Annotated in this window: 14 protein-coding genes; 11 read left to right on the forward strand and 3 right to left on the reverse strand. The window is 55.6% G+C overall.

Annotated elements, in window-relative coordinates; translation table 11 throughout:
• Position 1: 1 nt before the first annotated feature.
• The 3 genes from ACEYDX_RS05575 to ACEYDX_RS05585 all read left to right on the forward strand — a co-directional run bounded on the left by ACEYDX_RS05575 (position 2) and on the right by ACEYDX_RS05585 (position 4783).
• Positions 2-1633, forward strand: coding sequence for an FAD-binding protein (locus ACEYDX_RS05575; protein WP_373741039.1), 1632 nt, complete (start codon positions 2-4; stop codon positions 1631-1633).
• Positions 1626-2900: an NADH-quinone oxidoreductase subunit F gene (locus tag ACEYDX_RS05580; protein ID WP_373741040.1), complete on the forward strand. Its 1275-nt coding sequence runs from the start codon at positions 1626-1628 to the stop codon at positions 2898-2900. The genes ACEYDX_RS05575 and ACEYDX_RS05580 overlap by 8 nt, the downstream gene beginning before the upstream one ends.
• 425 nt (positions 2901-3325) lie before the next feature.
• Positions 3326-4783 (forward strand): DASS family sodium-coupled anion symporter, encoded by a 1458-nt coding sequence (locus ACEYDX_RS05585; protein ID WP_373741041.1) that lies wholly within the window; start codon positions 3326-3328, stop codon positions 4781-4783.
• Between the two features lie 282 nt (positions 4784-5065).
• On the opposite strand, the gene ACEYDX_RS05590 is transcribed toward ACEYDX_RS05585, so the two are convergent.
• A complete protein-coding gene (locus ACEYDX_RS05590) occupies positions 5066-5872 on the reverse strand; it encodes an outer membrane protein assembly factor BamD (RefSeq protein WP_373741042.1) in 807 nt (268 codons plus the stop codon).
• Here ACEYDX_RS05590 and rluD point away from each other — a divergent pair.
• The 3 genes from rluD (at position 5871) to era (ending at position 8618) form a co-directional block, all read left to right on the forward strand.
• Positions 5871-6989, forward strand: coding sequence for a 23S rRNA pseudouridine(1911/1915/1917) synthase RluD (gene rluD, locus ACEYDX_RS05595; protein ID WP_373741043.1), 1119 nt, complete (start codon positions 5871-5873; stop codon positions 6987-6989). The genes ACEYDX_RS05590 and rluD overlap by 2 nt on opposite strands.
• 80 nt (positions 6990-7069) lie before the next feature.
• The gene (locus ACEYDX_RS05600) at positions 7070-7504 is read left to right on the forward strand and encodes a hypothetical protein (protein WP_373741044.1); all 435 of its coding nucleotides are present in this window, start codon (positions 7070-7072) and stop codon (positions 7502-7504) included.
• 190 nt (positions 7505-7694) lie between these two features.
• A complete protein-coding gene (gene era, locus ACEYDX_RS05605) occupies positions 7695-8618 on the forward strand; it encodes a GTPase Era (RefSeq protein WP_373741045.1) in 924 nt (307 codons plus the stop codon).
• 175 nt (positions 8619-8793) lie between these two features.
• Here era and ACEYDX_RS05610 read toward each other — a convergent pair whose 3' ends face one another.
• Positions 8794-9222: a Spy/CpxP family protein refolding chaperone gene (locus ACEYDX_RS05610; protein WP_373741046.1), complete on the reverse strand. Its 429-nt coding sequence runs from the start codon at positions 9220-9222 to the stop codon at positions 8794-8796.
• Positions 9223-9440: 218 nt separating this feature from the next.
• On the opposite strand from ACEYDX_RS05610, the gene rpe reads away from it, so the two are divergent.
• Positions 9441-10118: a ribulose-phosphate 3-epimerase gene (gene rpe, locus ACEYDX_RS05615; protein WP_373741047.1), complete on the forward strand. Its 678-nt coding sequence runs from the start codon at positions 9441-9443 to the stop codon at positions 10116-10118.
• Positions 10119-10230: 112 nt separating this feature from the next.
• On the opposite strand, the gene yihA is transcribed toward rpe, so the two are convergent.
• A complete protein-coding gene (gene yihA, locus ACEYDX_RS05620) occupies positions 10231-10857 on the reverse strand; it encodes a ribosome biogenesis GTP-binding protein YihA/YsxC (protein ID WP_373741048.1) in 627 nt (208 codons plus the stop codon).
• 138 nt (positions 10858-10995) lie between these two features.
• Between yihA and ACEYDX_RS05625 the strand changes: the two genes are divergently transcribed.
• The 4 genes from ACEYDX_RS05625 (at position 10996) to ACEYDX_RS05640 (ending at position 15821) form a co-directional block, all read left to right on the forward strand.
• A complete protein-coding gene (locus tag ACEYDX_RS05625) occupies positions 10996-11625 on the forward strand; it encodes a cytochrome c (RefSeq protein ID WP_373741049.1) in 630 nt (209 codons plus the stop codon).
• Between the two features lie 405 nt (positions 11626-12030).
• A complete protein-coding gene (locus tag ACEYDX_RS05630; RefSeq protein ID WP_373741074.1) occupies positions 12031-13992 on the forward strand; it encodes a cytochrome c biogenesis protein ResB in 1962 nt (653 codons plus the stop codon).
• A complete protein-coding gene (gene ccsB / locus ACEYDX_RS05635) occupies positions 13976-15166 on the forward strand; it encodes a c-type cytochrome biogenesis protein CcsB (protein ID WP_373741050.1) in 1191 nt (396 codons plus the stop codon). Before ACEYDX_RS05630 ends, ccsB begins: the two co-directional genes overlap by 17 nt.
• 172 nt (positions 15167-15338) lie before the next feature.
• Positions 15339-15821, forward strand: coding sequence for an Lrp/AsnC family transcriptional regulator (locus ACEYDX_RS05640; RefSeq protein ID WP_373741075.1), 483 nt, complete (start codon positions 15339-15341; stop codon positions 15819-15821).
• The last annotated feature ends 33 nt before the right edge of the window (positions 15822-15854 follow it).

Below are 15854 nucleotides of genomic sequence, written 5' to 3' on the forward strand. Positions count from 1 at the left end.
CATGGCACACCCCGTACAAGGCATAGCATACGACACCGCATTGGCAAACCTGCGCCAATCGGCATTGTCCATGCGTGAAGATCTACCGCCCAAAGAAGAGCTGCTGCGCCGTTTCCATCCCGACTACCAGCCCGATGCACGGGTAACGCTGCCCGTCGGTGCCAATGCGGGCGACGACTGCCATCCCCAACTGGCCCGGCTACTGACCGCCCAACCCTTAATCGACGATTACGACCTGTCGGGCGCACAACACTTGAGCTGCGACGTATTGGTCATCGGCGGCGGCGGTGCGGGCGCAGCGGCGGCCTTGTCCGCCACCGAAGCAGGCGCACGCGTCATCATGGCCAACAAACTGCGCATCGGCGACAGCAACACCGTCATGGCCGAAGGCGGCATTCAGGCGGCCGTTGGTGCGGAAGACAGTTTGCAGCAGCATTTCGACGACACCATCAAAGGCGGCCACAACGCCGCGAAAAAAGAACTGGTGGCGCAAATGGTTTCAGACGGCCCTGCCTGCATCCGCTGGCTGATCGGCTTGGGCATGAGTTTCGACTTGGCCGCAGGTTCCGACAGCAACGGCTGTCTGCAGCGCAAACGCGCAGGCGGCACAACCGTACCGCGCATCCTGAGCTACCGCGACTTTACCGGCCTCGAACTGATGCGCGTACTGCGCGAAGCGGTGGAACTGGATGAAAACATCACCCAACTCAACCGCCATCCCGCCGTAGAACTGCTCTCCGACGAACACGGCCGCTGCGTGGGCGCGATTCTTTACGATTTGGAACACCGCAGTTTGGTGCTGGTACACGCCAAAGCCGTGGTCTTGGCCACAGGCGGCAGCGGCCGTCTGCATCTGCAGGGCTTCGCCACCTCCAACCACTACGGTGCCACCGCCGACGGTTTGGTTATGGCCTACCGCATGGGCGTGAAACTGCGCGACGTCGATTCCTTCCAATACCACCCCACAGGCGTGGCGCATCCGCCCCATCTCGCGGGCGCACTGATTTCCGAAGCCGTACGCTCGGCCGGCACGCAACTGGTCAACGGCTTGGGCGAACGCTTCGTCGACGAACTGCAACCGCGCGACGTAGTGGCCGCCGCGATTCTGCGCGAAGTGGCCGAAGGCCGCGGCGTGGTGCGCGACGGACAGGCGGGCGTGTTTCTCGACACCCCGCGCCTGATTGCCAAAGACCCCGACGTGATGAAGCGGCTGGTTACGCTCGGCCACGTCGCCCACAAATGCGGCATCGACCCCGCCGTCGAACCCATGCTCATCCATCCGACGCTGCACTACCAAAACGGCGGCATCGAAATCGACAACGACGGCCAAACCGCCGTGGAAGGCCTGTTTGCCGCAGGCGAAGTAACCGGCGGCATCCACGGCCGCAACCGGCTGATGGGCAACGCGCTGCTCGACATCATCAGTTTCGGCCGCCGTGCCGGTACCGCCGCCGCACAATCCGGCCTGCCGCTGAAAAAAGTGCGCGGCGGCGTCGACCACGTCCACAACTTCCAACGGGAAATGACCCGCGCAGGCATTGTTCCCGTAACCAAAGCCCCCGTGCTCTATCCCGATTACGGCAGTTTCGACCTGCGCAGCCATGCCGGTTTACAGGAGAACGTCCATGAATAAGGCCAACCAAAACCTCTTGCACCCGTTCCGCCTGGTCGGTGCCAATCTCGACGCATGGTTTGCCGCAGGCGGCGGCAAGGGCTTGGAAGCCGCGCTGGCCGAGCCGGACAACATTGTCGCCAAGCTCCAAGACGCCGGACTGTGCGGCATGGGCGGCGCAGGCTTCCCCACCTGGCGCAAATGGGAAGCCGCCGTTGCCGCGCAAAGCAAAAACGGCAGCAAATACGTCGTGTGCAACGCCAACGAAGACGAACCGGGCACATTCAAAGACCGCTTCCTGCTCGCCAAAACGCCGCACCAAGTCATCGAAGGCGTACTCATCGCCGCCGTCGCCTGCCGTGCCGACCAAGCCGTACTTTATGTCAACCCGCACCAGCACGACTCGCTCGCCAGCGTCGCCCCTGCCATCGAACAATGGCGCGCCAGCGCGCTCTACGCACAAATCGAGGCGTATTTAGGCAAACCGCTCAACCTGCAACTCGTCGAATCTTCCGGCCGTTACATCGGCGGCGAAGAAACCGCCGTGATTTCGTGGCTCGACGGCGGTTTCCCCTTCCCGCGCCGCAAACCGCCCTATCCTGCCGAAAGCGGCGTCAACGGCGAACCGACCCTGATCAACAACACCGAAACCTTCGCCAACATCCCGCAGATTCTCGCCAACGGCACCGAATGGTACCGCTCGCTGGGCTTGGGCGACGCCCCCGGCACCAAACTCTATTCGCTCTCGGGCGACGTTCTGAATCCCGGCCTGTACGAACTGCCGATGGGCACCACGCTCAAATCGCTGATTTTCGACCACGGCGGCGGCATGCTCGAAGGCCGCAGGTTCAAAGCCGTCTTTACCGGCGGCCCGTCCAACACGCTCCTGACCGCCAAAGATTTGGACGTGCCGCTCGATTTCGTTTCCGTGCGCGAACGCAAATCCAGTCTCGGCACGGGTGCGATGATTGTGATTTCCGAAGGAACAAGCGTGGTGCGCAAAGTGGCCGAATATGTGGAGTTTTTCGCCACCAATTCCTGCGGCCAATGCCCGCCCTGCAAAGGCGGCACGTTCCAGCTTTCGCGCCTGCTCAACCGCGTCGACAACGGTATCGGCACGCAGGACGACCTCAACGCCCTGCAAAGCCTGTGTACCCTGCTGCCCCGCAGCGGCCGGTGCGGATTGATAGACGGTGCGGTTACCGTTTTGCAAAGCTCGCTCAGAACGTTTCCGGAAGAATACGGGCTGGGCGCGGACAGGCCGTCTGAAAGCGGCACCAACGCTTAAAACGGCATTTCAGACGGCCTGTGTTTCTGTTTACCGGATTAAGGCCGTCTGGAATACGCTTGCGCCGCATTGCCGGTTGATACGGGTAATCTCCGTCTCTCTGCCGGTACGGTTTCGTGACGTATCGCAGCTGTATCTGAACGATGTGCGGCTTGCGTTTACCGTTCGGTTTCCGTTATTCCCTTGCGGCGGGAGTCTGTGTCTGATATCCGCAAACGCATGAATAAAAAAGTTTTTTCGTCAAAACGGATGCCCTTTTTCGCAGCAGCCGCGGTATGGGTGCAACACGCCATTCAAACACAACCTAAAACACATACCGCCTTGCTCAAAACCGTGCAACCCGTTTTCAGACGGCCTCATACGTAAAGGCCGTCTGAAAATCCGAAATCCGATTTTTCAGTTCTATTCCATTGGAGGCAAATAAAATGGGCTTCAAGCCGATTCCCGCAGCCATTGCGCTCGCACTCACGCTGCTTATTTGGTTCGTCATCCCCGTCCCCGAAGGCGTTTCGCCCGAAGCGTGGCATCTGCTCGCCCTGTTTGTGGGCATCATTGCCGGCATCATCGGCAAAGCCATGCCCATCGGCGCCATGGCCATGATTGCCATTACACTGGTCGCCATCACGGGCGTGACCAACGAAAAACCCGCCGATGCCGTCAAAGACGCTTTAAGCAGCCTCAACAACTCGCTCATCTGGATGATCGGTATCGCCATCATGATTTCGCGCGGCCTGCTGAAAACCGGTCTCGGGATGCGCATCGGCTACATGTTTGTTGCCGTTTGGGGCAGAAGTCCGATCGGCGTTGCCTACAGCCTTGCGCTGTCCGACATCCTTATCGGCCCGGTTACCCCGTCGAACACCGCGCGCGGCGGCGCAATCGTGCACCCGATTATGCGCTCCATCGCCCAAAGTTTCGATTCCGACCCCGAGAAAGGCACGGAAAAACGCATCGGCAAATACCTGTCGCTGGTCAACTTCCACGCCAACATCATCACCTGCATCCTGTTCGTTACCGCCACTGCCCCCAACCCTCTCGTTGCCGAACTGGTGGCCAAAACCACCGGCAACGCCGTTACCCTGTCGTGGGGCACATGGTTTGCCGCCATGGCCGTACCCGGCCTGCTCGCGATGGCGCTGATGCCGCTGGTGCTTTATTTCATGTACCCGCCCGAATTGAAAAAAACCCCCGAAGCGCCCGCACTTGCCCGCCAAAAACTCAAAGAAATGGGCGCGATGAGCCGTGATGAAAAAATCATGCTCGCCGTGTTCGGCCTGCTGCTTTTCCTTTGGGCCGGCATCCCCGCCATGATTTTCGGCAAGGCCGCCGCCGTCGATGCCACCACCACCACCCTAATCGGCCTGAGCCTGCTGCTGCTGACCGGCGTACTCACTTGGGATGAAGTCATCCGCGAAAAAAGTGCATGGGACACCATCGTCTGGTTCGCCGCGCTGGTCATGATGGCCAATTTCCTCAACAAACTCGGATTAATCGGTTGGCTGTCCGCATCCATGCAGACGCAGATTGCCGGACTCGGCTTAAACTGGGTGTGGGGCTGCGTTCTGCTGACGCTGGTTTACCTGTATTCCCACTATATGTTCGCCAGCGGCACCGCCCACGTTACCGCCATGTTTGCCGCCTTTTACGGCGCAGGTCTCGCACTCAACGCACCGCCCATGCTCTACGCGCTGGCATTGGCCGCCTCCACCGGCATCATGATGTCGCTCACCCACTACGCCTCCGGTTCCGCTCCGCCGATTTACGGTTCGAACTACGTGACCATGGGCGAATGGTGGAAAGCCGGTTTCGTCATGAGCCTGATGGAAATCGCCATTTTCGCCACCGTCGGCATCATGTGGTGGAAAATGCTGGGCTATTGGTAACAAGGTAGCAAAGGCCGTCTGAAAAGTTTTCAGACGGCCTTTATCTGTGATGATTCCATCCTGAAACGTTCTGCTGCCATCTCAATCTGTGTTTCAGCCTTCGCCGTTTTTACCGCGAACACCCATCACCCATCTGCACGAAGTACGCGGATTCCGCATAACGACTTCTAAATAAATTTTACAGCTCTTCAAAAGCTATTTCCTCAATCAGCCCTTACAGAAACAACAAAGGCCGTCTGAAAAATATTTCAGACGGCCTTATCTGTCTCAAAACGGCAAACCTTATTTCCAATAACGCCACCAAGGCATATCGGCAGGCTGCCATTGTTTTTGAAGATACGGGCTTTGCGGGAAGTTTTGCGCGAGGATGCGGCGGGTATCGTCGGCTAGCTGGGGTTTGTCGAGCTTGCGGTAAGCCAGCTCCATCATTGCCAAAGACTCTTCCACGAAACGGGTGTTCTGATACTGGGATACGATTTTCTGCGCGCGCTTGGCTGCGGCCAAATAAGCACCGCGCTTCATGTAATAGCGGGCGACGGCGATTTCGTTGCCGCCCAAAGCGTCAACCAGTTTGGCCATGCGCTCGGTGGCATCCGCCGCGTATCTGCTGTCGGGGAACTGCTGCACCACCTGTGCAAACGCCTGATAGGCTTCGCGGTTGGCTTTCGGATCGCGGTCGGACCAGTCCTGCGATGCGAGCTTGTTCAGGAAAGACTGGTCTTCGTTGAAGAGAATCAGACCGCGCAGGTAAAGGGCATAGTCCATATTCGGGTGCTGCGGATGTTGGCGCAGGAAACGGTCGACGGCGGCAAGCGCTTTTTCGGGTTCGTCGTCTTTATAGTAAGCATAGGCCGTATCGAGTTGCGACTGCTGAGCATAACGGCCGTTGGGGAAGCGGGATTCCAGAATTTCGTATAATTTCACGGCACGGGTATAATTGTGGCTGTTCAGCTCGTCGTGCGCCTCGGCATAGAGTTTTTCAACCGTCCAATCTTGCGTGATTTGAGCGTCTTTATCGACCGTACCTTTGGTACCTGCGCAACCGCTCAATGCCAAACCTATTGAAACTACTAAAAGAATTTTTTTCATGCAGAATACTTCCTTTGATAATGAAGCCGATTATAGCGATGATTCCGAATTTTCGGCAGCCCCCGAAAGCGAAAGTTGCGTTAAGTTGGCCGTACCGGTTGCATTGGCGGGCATACGTTTGGATGCCGCTCTGGCCAAACTGATGCCCGATTATTCCCGCAGCCGCATTACCGGCTGGATCAAAGAAGGTTCGGTTACGGTCAACGGCAAAGGGGCCCAGCCGAAGGACAAAATGATCGGGGGGGAGTTTATCACAGTCGAAGTCAAACCAAGCGAAGAAAATCAAGCCTTTACCCCCGAAACTATGCCCTTGGATATAGTTTATGAAGACGACACGGTTATCGTATTAAACAAACCCGCCGGTTTGGTCGTCCACCCCGCCGCAGGCAACTGGACGGGAACGCTGCTGAACGGCCTGCTCGCCCATTGCCCTGCCCTGAGCCAGATTCCGCGTGCCGGCATCGTGCACCGTCTCGACAAGGACACCAGCGGCCTGATGGTGGTAGCCAAAACCCTGCCCGCACAAAATTCTCTGGTACAGCAGCTTCAGGAACGCACGGTCAAACGCATCTACCGCGCCGTTTCGGACGGCATCGTGCCGTTCGACGGCAAAATCGATACCCTAATCGGCCGCGACCCGCACAACCGCCTGAAAATGGCGGTGGTGAAATTCGGCGGCAAACCCGCCGTTACCCACGTCAAAGTGCTCGAACGCTACAAAGCACACAGCTACATCGAATGTTCGCTCGAAACCGGCCGCACCCACCAAATCCGCGTCCACATGCGCGAAGCCAATCATCCGCTCGCGGGCGACCCTGTTTACGGCAACCCGCGCCATCCCTGTTCCGACACCGTGAAAGAAACCGTCAAAGGCCTGGCACGGCAGGCGCTGCATGCCTACCGGCTCAGTTTCGTCCATCCGCAAAGCGGCGAAACCGTCTCGTTCGAAGCACCGATTCCTCAGGATATGTATCACTTGTTGTCCGTATTGCGGCTGGAAGCAGGCTTGGACTCATCGCTCAGCAACGAAGAAACATGGCAGGCCAAGCTCGATGCGGACGACGACGATTGGAACGAAGACGATTATGATGTGGAAGTGATTTACGTCCGAGATTGATGCGGATGTTTTCAGACGGCCTTCGGTCAAACAGGCCGTCTGAAAAACTTCGGTTCCGCATTTTGAAAGTTTGGAAAACGATGAAAAAACCGCTTCTGCTTTTGCTGCTGTCTGCCGCTGCCTCAGCCTCTCCATTTCCTGAAGAAACCTTTACGCCCGTTGTCTTAAGCGGCTACGGCTGCCATTTTCACGATGATACGGGACGGCAGATTATGGTGTCCGATTTGACAGGTTCCCTGCACTTCAACGGCAAAATATTCAGCATCCCCGGCTACCCGTCTGACGTAACCGTTTTGGAAGAAGTACCAGCAATCGTTACGCAGAGCAACATATTGAAAGGCGACCGCAGATTGAAGCAGGTGAGCTACAGACGCGGGGCGGAGCAAGTTGTATTGCGCCGCACCACGGTTGTCAAAGACAACGACGGCATTTACGATTTTACAGGCAGCTTTGATTATGTACGCAACGGCAAACGCGTTTATCGCGGAAAAATAACGGGCAGTTGCGGCGTATAACGATATGATTTGTCATCACAAAGAAATACCACAGCCGTCTGAAAACATATTCTGAGCCGTTCAAATTATTTTTCAGACGGCCTGAAACACTGCAAAGGCCGTCTGAACAACCGTTTTTCATTCAGACGGCCTGCCGGTATAAAACCGTACCGCCGAACTAAAATTACCCCCCTTGTCAGAAAGCCCACCGATGGACATCGAAACCTTCCTTTCCCAAAACCAAACCGCCGAAGGCTACCGCTGCGGCTTTACCGCCATCGTCGGCCGTCCGAACGTCGGCAAATCCACACTGATGAACCACTTAATCGGCCAGAAAATCAGCATCACCAGCAAGAAAGCGCAAACCACGCGCCACAAGGTTACGGGCATCTACACCGACGACACCGCGCAATTCGTGTTCGTCGATACACCCGGCTTCCAAACCGACCACCGCAACGCACTCAACGACCGCCTGAACCTGAACGTCACCGAAGCCATGAGCGGTGTGGACGTGGTGGTCTTCGTGGTGGAGGCCATGCGTTTTACCGAAGCCGACCGCACCGTGATGAAGCAGCTGCCCAAACACACGCCGGTGGTGCTGGTGGTCAATAAAATCGACAAAGACAAGGCCAAAGACAAAGCCGCGCTGGAAGCGTTTATCGATGAAATCAAGACAGAATTCGAGTTTGCCGCACACGAAGTCGTGAGCGCGAAACACGGCCTGCGCATCGCCAATCTGCTGGCAACGCTGAAACCCTTCCTGCCCGAAGGCATTCCGCTTTATCCCGAAGACATGGTTACGGACAAATCCGGCCGTTTTCTGGCGATGGAAATCGTGCGCGAAAAACTGTTCCGCTATCTGGGCGAAGAGCTGCCGTATGCGATGAATGTGGAAGTGGAACAGTTCAAAGAAGAAAACGGTATCAACCATATTTACATCGCGGTGTTGGTCGATAAAGAAAACCAAAAGCCGATTGTCATCGGCAAAGGCGGGGAAAAACTGAAAAAAATCTCCACCGAAGCGCGGCTGGATATGGAAAAGCTGTTTGACACCAAAGTGTTTCTGAAAGTGTGGGTGAAAGTAAAATCGGGCTGGGCCGACGATGTGCGTTTCCTGCGCGAATTAGGGCTGTAACCGTCGGAATATCTTACCGGCCGCATAAAAACAAAAAATAAACAGCAGGCCGTCTGAAAAACTTTCAGACGGCCTTAAACGTTTGAATGTTGTGAGTTTCAATGTAAAGACAGATAATCCATTCCTAAAAAAAGCACTTGTTCCGAACAAGTGCTTTTCCATCTTACATTCCGAATTACTTCAAGCAGTTGGACAGCCATTGCTGCCGCTGTTTATAAGACAGCATCTTATAAAGGCGGTGTTGGATTTGCAGCTCGTCCACCGCGAAATCCATGCTGGAAAGATAACGGGACTCGACATAATCGCGCGCGGCATTGGAATCAAAGCTGTCCTGCGACAGGATTTTGATGATATTCTGACGGCGGTTGCGGTTGGTTGCGCTGCCTTTCCGATAGGCCTTATCGGCGGCCCTTTTATAATCGGAACGGATGGCACGCAGATTATTGAGCTGGGCATTACTTAAACCGAGCTGGCGGATGTCGCAATGGGAGTGGAAATCGTCAAGCTGCATCGACACGGATGCGGCTTGCGCAGTATTCAGAAAACAGGTTGACGCGGCCAAAACTGTAAAAGCAAGCAGACGTGGTTTGAAAACAGCTAACACTTTTATTTTCCCGATTCGTGGTATATCGGAAATATAACCGATATGCGTGTGAACGGCAGTATAATCAGAGTTAACTTGTGTTAACCAAAATCCCACACCACAATTATCAACTCTTTGTTATAAAAGAAAATATTATTTAACAAAATCATGATAATTCCCAAATGGAATTTTTTCAGACGGCCATAATAACGTATGCCGTATACAACAAGGAAACAACAATGGAACATTACCGCATCGCCCCCAGCATTTTATCGGCAGACTTCGCCCGCCTGGGAGAAGAAGTCACCAACGTTATCGAAGCAGGCGCGGATTTGATTCATTTCGACGTGATGGACAATCATTATGTGCCCAATCTCACTTTCGGCCCGATGGTCTGCGCCGCCCTGAAGCCCTATGCCACCGTTCCGATAGACGTACATCTGATGGTCGAACCGGTGGACGATTTAATCCAATCTTTCGCCAAAGCAGGGGCGGATATCATCACTTTCCACCCCGAAGCCAGCCGCCATATCGACCGCAGCCTGGCCCTGATTCGCGATTCAGGCTGCCAAGCCGGGCTGGTACTTAATCCCGCCACCCCCGTCCACATACTTGAAAACGTGTTGGACCGTTTGGATATGGTGCTGCTGATGTCGGTCAATCCCGGATTCGGCGGGCAGAGCTTTATCCCGCACACGTTGGAAAAACTGCGCCGCGTCCGCACCATGCTCGATGCCCATCAAGCTGCAACCGGAAAATTTATTTCTTTGGAAGTGGACGGCGGCATCAAACCCGACAATATCGCGGCCGCAGCCGCAGCCGGTGCGGATACGTTTGTCGCCGGTTCCGCCGTTTTCGGACAGCCCGACTACAAAGCCGTTATCGCCGAAATGCGGCGGCAGCTGGCATCCGTATAAAAAACATGCCGTTTCAAAATCGGCGGCAACCGTTCCAAACCACAGGCCGTCTGCAAATGTTTTTCAGACGGCCTGTGTATTTACCTGAACGAAACACCTGAAGACAAAGGCATCAGCCTTCTACATTTGTTTCCCCGCTGTTCCGTACCGCAAACCATTCTCCCACCACCGCATTCACTTCATCCATGCCCTGCTTTTTCAGACTGGAAAAAAGCTGAACGCTGACGGCTTGGCGTTCGGCATAACTTTTCAACGACTTTTTGACTGCGCTCAAGGTTTTGATTTGCTCGTTTTTGGAGAGTTTGTCGGCTTTAGATAGTAGAATGTGGACAGGGCGGCCTGTGGCGTGGAAGAAGTCCAACATCCGCAAATCCAGCTCCTTCAAAGGATGGCGGGCGTCCATAATCAGGATAAGGCCGATAAGCTGGCTGCGTTTCTGCAAATAGTCGCCCAATAAATTTACCCAATGCGCACGCACGGCTTCGGGAACCTGTGCGTAACCGTAGCCGGGTAAATCGACCATGAAATTACCGTCAGACAGTTCGAAAAAATTGATGTGCTGGGTGCGGCCGGGCGTTTTCGACACATAGGCCAAGCGCGTATGGTTCGTCAGCGTATTGATGGCACTGGACTTGCCCGCGTTGCTGCGGCCGACGAAAGCGATTTCGGCAGGCGTGTCGGGCAAATCTTTCAAGTGGTTGACGGTGGTGAAAAACTTTGCATTTTGAAAGAGGTTCATAGGGTAGTAATTTCATGTAAATTTGGTATAGAATACCACGTTTATAGCAGTATCGGTTTGGCCGGACGACATCGAAGCCGGCATTTGAGTATAAAAAAGCATTGCCTGACTGTGCGCAATGCCGAACAGGAGCACTCCATGAAACGATTGACTTTATTGGCTCTGGCCGCGGCGGCCGGTACAGCGGCATTCGCCGCGCCGTTGAAAGGCGATGTGGCGAAAGGAAAAGAAATCGCCACGAAAATCTGTGCGGCCTGCCATGCGGCAGACGGCAACAGCAGCATTGCCTCATATCCGAAAGTGGCGGCTCAACACTCGGCCTACATCTTCCGGCAAACCAAAGACATCAAAGAAGGCAAACGCACAACCGGAGCCTCCGCAACCATGGCGCCGCTGGTAGCGGGTCTGTCGGAACAGGACATCGCCAATGTATCCGCATACTACGCCAAACAGCAGGCCAAACCCGGTGAAGCCGATCCCAAAACAAACCCTGAATTGGGTGCGAAAATCTTCCGCGGCGGCATAGCCGAGAAAAAAATCCCCGCCTGCATGTCGTGCCACGGCCCTGCGGGTGCCGGTATGCCGGGCGGCGGAACGGGCATTCTCGCTTATCCGCGCATCGGCGGCCAACATGCATCGTATATCGTGAGCCAGATGGGGCTGTATAAAGGCGGCCAGCGCAAAAACGCCATGATGTCCGACATTGCCAACCGCATGAACGACGAAGAAATCAAAGCAGTCGCCAACTTTATCCAAGGCCTGCGCTAAACCGCCGGCTGCGGCATTCCGACAGGCCGTCTGAAAAATATTTTCAGACGGCCTCGATGCTGATGGCGTTCCCTGCCGGTTGCGGCAAATATTGTTTGGGGGTACGGCTGATCCGATGGTGCAGCGTCGTGGTTTGGGCAACCTTACAGGCCGTCTGAAAACATCCGCCCGGCGGCACGGATCAAGCCAATCCGTTATCCGTTTTTCCTCCCGAAAAACAGATACTTTCAGCCCGTCGGAACACCAATCCCGCAACGCATCTGTGATTTTTTCAGACGGCCTGTTACAGACTTGAAAACCCGCCCCCTTCCCTACCGACCGAAACATTCTTCCGGCCAGTTTATGACCCAATCCAAAAAATCCCTTTCTTTTACCAAACAGCCGTGGTTCGCATTTCTCAGTTCCATGCGTTTCGCCGTGTCACTGTTGAGCGTGCTGGGCATCGCTTCGATTATCGGCACGGTTTTGCAGCAGGGGCAGCAGCAGACGGATTATGTGGTGAAATTCGGGCCGTTCTGGTCGCAGATTTTCGGTTTTTTAGGGCTGTACGACGTTTACGCTTCGGCCTGGTTCGTGCTGATTATGCTGTTTCTGGTGGTATCCACCAGCCTGTGTCTGATTCGGAACGTGCCGCCGTTCCTGCGCGAAATCAAATCGTTCCGCGTAAACGCATCGAAAAAATCGCTGGCGGCGATGCGGCATACGGTGGAGCTGCCCGCCGCCATTACGCCCGAAGTGGCCGCGCGCTATCTGGAAGTACAGGGTTTTTCCAGCAAAACCGTTACGCGCGAAGACGGTTCGGTGTTGGTTGCCGCAAAAAAAGGGGCGATGAACAAATGGGGCTACATCTTCGCCCATACCGCATTGATTGTTATCTGTACGGGCGGTTTGATAGACAGCAACCTGCTGCTGAAAATCGGGATGCTGTCGGGCCGCATCGTACCCGACAACCAAGCCGTGTTCGCCAAAGACTTCAAACCGGAAAGCGTGTTGGATTCGGGCAATATTTCGTTTCGCGGCAATGTGAACATCAGCGAAGGCCAAAGCGCGGACGTGGTGTTTCTGAATGCCGACAAAGGACTGTTGGTGCAGGATTTGCCGTTCAGCGTCGAGTTGAAAAAATTCCACATCGATTTCTACAACACGGGCATGCCCAAGGATTTCGCCAGCGACCTGGTGGTAACCGACAAAAAAACCGGCCGGAAAACCGAGCAGACCATCCGCGTCAACCACCCGCTTACCGTTGACGGCATCACCATCTATCAGGCAAGCTTTGCCGACGGCGGTTCCGACCTGATTTTCAAAGCGTGGAACCTGGCCGACGGCAGCCGAACTCCCGTGAAACTCAACGCCACCTCGATGCGCGAATTCCCGCTGGATTTGGGCAAACAGAAATACCGGCTCGAATTCGACCAGTTTACCGCCATGAACGTGGAGGACATGAGTACGCCGTCTGAAAAGAAAAACACCGATTTTCAGACGGCCGTCAACGATGCGCGTGCCGTCAAACAGGACAAAAAGTTCACCAACATCGGTCCTTCCGTTGTGTACCGCATCCGCAATGCCGCAGGGCAGGCCGTGGAATATAAAAACTATATGCTGCCGGTTAAACAGGAAGACGGCTGGTTTTACGTTACCGGCACGCGGCAGGGACTGGACCAGCAATACCGCTGGCTGCGCATCCCGATGGACAAGCAGGGCAAAACCGACACCTTTATGGCCCTGCGCGAATTCCTGAAAGATGCCGAAGCCCGCAAACAGGCCGTCCACAAAGCCACCGCAAACACGCCCGCAGACGTTCGCGCCCAATTCACGCTGGCCGCCGATAACACCCTGAGCATCTTCGCCCAAGGCGGTTATCTCGCGCTGAACGACTTTTTGGAAAAAAACATTCCTCAGGCCGAACGGGAAAAAATGCAGCGGTCTTTCTACCAGATACTCTACGGCGCGATGAACAGCGTGCTCGACGAAGCCCTAGTCCGCTATAATCTGCCCGCATGGCCCCAAAACGAAGAGCGCAACCGTTTCCTGCTGCACGCCATGGATGCCTATACCGGCCTGACCGAATACCCTGCCCCCATGCTGCTGCAGCTGGACGGCTATAAGGAAGTACGCTCGTCCGGTCTCCAGATGACGCGCAGCCCGGGCGCTTCGCTGGTATATCTCGGCTCGGTGCTGCTGGTTTTGGGAACCGTATTTATGTTTTACATCCGCGAAAAACGCGCCTGGCTGCTGTTTTCAGACGGCCGTATCCGTTTTTCCATGTCGTCGAGCCGCAACGAACGCGACTTACAAAAAGAATTTCCCGAACACACACAACGCCTCAACCGTCTGGCAGAGGATTTAAACCATGACGCAAACCCATAACCCCGCCGTTCCCGAACACGAACTGCTTACCCGAAAATCCTTCCTGCGCACGCTCACAGCGCCCGACTGGCTGTTCGCGCTCTTTACCGCCGCCGCCGCCCTGTTCGCCCAAATACAGGCCGCGCACCATATGGACGTTTACGAAACCGTCATCCTGTGGTCAAGCGCGGTTTCCGCCGTACTGCTCGGCTGGTTTTTCAAACCCATGCGCTGGTTTGTCCCCGGCGCTCTGCTGGCCGCCTACGGCGCAATGCAGCTTTACGGCGGCAACATCGCCCGTACCGAAACCTTTTTCCTGAAATATTTTCTCAGCAGCCAGTCGGCCATCATGTGGCAGTGTGCGTTCGTCTTTTTCGCATTGGCCGCCTATACCGCCGGCGGCATCGTCGCCAAACGCCAACACCGCGACACCAACACCCTGCTCGGCATGGGTACCGCATTCGCATGGGTATCCGCATTCGCCGGCTTTACCGGCCTTTTGGTGCGCTGGCACGAAAGCTACCTGCTGCGCCCCGACGCGGGCCACATCCCCGTTTCCAACCTGTACGAAGTCTTCATCCTGTTTCTCGTCATCACCGCCCTGATGTACCTTTACTACGAAGGCCGCTTCGCCGTACAGAAACTCGGCGGCTTCGTCTTTACCTTCATGGCGGGCGTCGTCTGTTTCGTGTTGTGGTACAGCTTTTCCCGCGAAGCCCATACCATCCAGCCGCTCATTCCCGCGCTGCAATCCTGGTGGATGAAAATCCACGTTCCCGCCAACTTCGTCGGCTACGGCGCGTTCTGCATCGCCGCCATGCTCGGCGTGGCCGAACTGCTCGCCATCCGCAACGAAAAAAACAACCGCAAGTCTTGGCTGCCGCCTTCGCAGGTCATCGAAGAAATCATGTACAAAGCCATCGCCGTCGGCTTTCTGTTCTTTACCCTCGCCACCATTCTCGGCGCACTGTGGGCGGCCGACGCATGGGGGCGCTACTGGAGCTGGGATCCGAAAGAAACCTGGGCATTCATCGTCTGGCTCAACTACGCCGTATGGCTGCACCTGCGCCTGGTCGCCGGCTGGCGCGGCAGAATACTGGCGTGGTGGGCGATTGTCGGCCTGTTTGTTACCGCGTTCGCCTTTGTCGGCGTAAACATGTTCCTGAGCGGCCTGCATTCCTACGGAACGCTGTAAAGCTGCGGCAGGTGATTCAAGGCCGTCTGAAATATTTTCAGACGGCCTAAATTTTGATTGGAACTTCGCAACGGTTTCTTTAAAATACAGCAAAATGAAGCACGATATTGCCGCAAACGGATGCGCGGCAACCATACAACCGATAACGCCGTCTGAAAAGCAGGAGGAAACCGTGCCGCAGATTACCCTAGACAAAACCGATTTGAAAATCCTACAGGTATTGCAGGAAAACGGCCGACTGACCAATGTCGAACTGTCCGAACGCGTGGCCCTGTCGCCCTCGCCCTGCCTGCGCCGTCTGAAACAGCTCGAAGACGCAGGCATCATCCGCCGCTATGCCGCCCTGCTCTCTCCCGTGGCCGTCGAACTCGGTTTGCAGGCGTTTATCCGCGTTTCCATCGACAAAGCCGCCGCAGCGCGCGAAGGATTTTCCGAAGCCGTTCAGGAATGGCCGGAAGTATTGAGCTGCTTCGCGCTCACGGGCGAAACCGATTACCTGCTGCACGCGTTTTTCACCGATATGAACGCATTTTCCCATTTCGTACTCGAAACGCTGCTCTCCCACCCCGGCGTGCAGGATGCCAAGTCCAGTTTCGTTTTGAAGGAAATCAAAAACACCACCGCCCTGCCCCTGTCGCACCTTTACCGCGAATAAACCCGCAGGCCGCCCCCATCCGAAGCACGGAAT

Source organism: Neisseria sp. (assembly GCF_041804105.1).
In the GTDB taxonomy this organism is placed as follows: Bacteria; Pseudomonadota; Gammaproteobacteria; order Burkholderiales; family Neisseriaceae; genus Neisseria.

Coding starts and splice junctions, on each gene's coding strand:
- ACEYDX_RS05575 (WP_373741039.1), top strand. CDS start 2: ATGGCACACCCCGTACAAGGCATAGCATACGACACCGCATTGGCAAAC.
- ACEYDX_RS05625 (WP_373741049.1), top strand. CDS start 10,996: ATGAAACGATTGACTTTATTGGCTCTGGCCGCGGCGGCCGGTACAGCG.
- yihA (WP_373741048.1), bottom strand. CDS start 10,857: ATGAACCTCTTTCAAAATGCAAAGTTTTTCACCACCGTCAACCACTTG.
- rluD (WP_373741043.1), top strand. CDS start 5,871: ATGCAGAATACTTCCTTTGATAATGAAGCCGATTATAGCGATGATTCC.
- ccsB (WP_373741050.1), top strand. CDS start 13,976: ATGACGCAAACCCATAACCCCGCCGTTCCCGAACACGAACTGCTTACC.
- rpe (WP_373741047.1), top strand. CDS start 9,441: ATGGAACATTACCGCATCGCCCCCAGCATTTTATCGGCAGACTTCGCC.
- ACEYDX_RS05630 (WP_373741074.1), top strand. CDS start 12,031: ATGCGTTTCGCCGTGTCACTGTTGAGCGTGCTGGGCATCGCTTCGATT.
- era (WP_373741045.1), top strand. CDS start 7,695: ATGGACATCGAAACCTTCCTTTCCCAAAACCAAACCGCCGAAGGCTAC.
- ACEYDX_RS05590 (WP_373741042.1), bottom strand. CDS start 5,872: ATGAAAAAAATTCTTTTAGTAGTTTCAATAGGTTTGGCATTGAGCGGT.
- ACEYDX_RS05600 (WP_373741044.1), top strand. CDS start 7,070: ATGAAAAAACCGCTTCTGCTTTTGCTGCTGTCTGCCGCTGCCTCAGCC.
- ACEYDX_RS05585 (WP_373741041.1), top strand. CDS start 3,326: ATGGGCTTCAAGCCGATTCCCGCAGCCATTGCGCTCGCACTCACGCTG.
- ACEYDX_RS05580 (WP_373741040.1), top strand. CDS start 1,626: ATGAATAAGGCCAACCAAAACCTCTTGCACCCGTTCCGCCTGGTCGGT.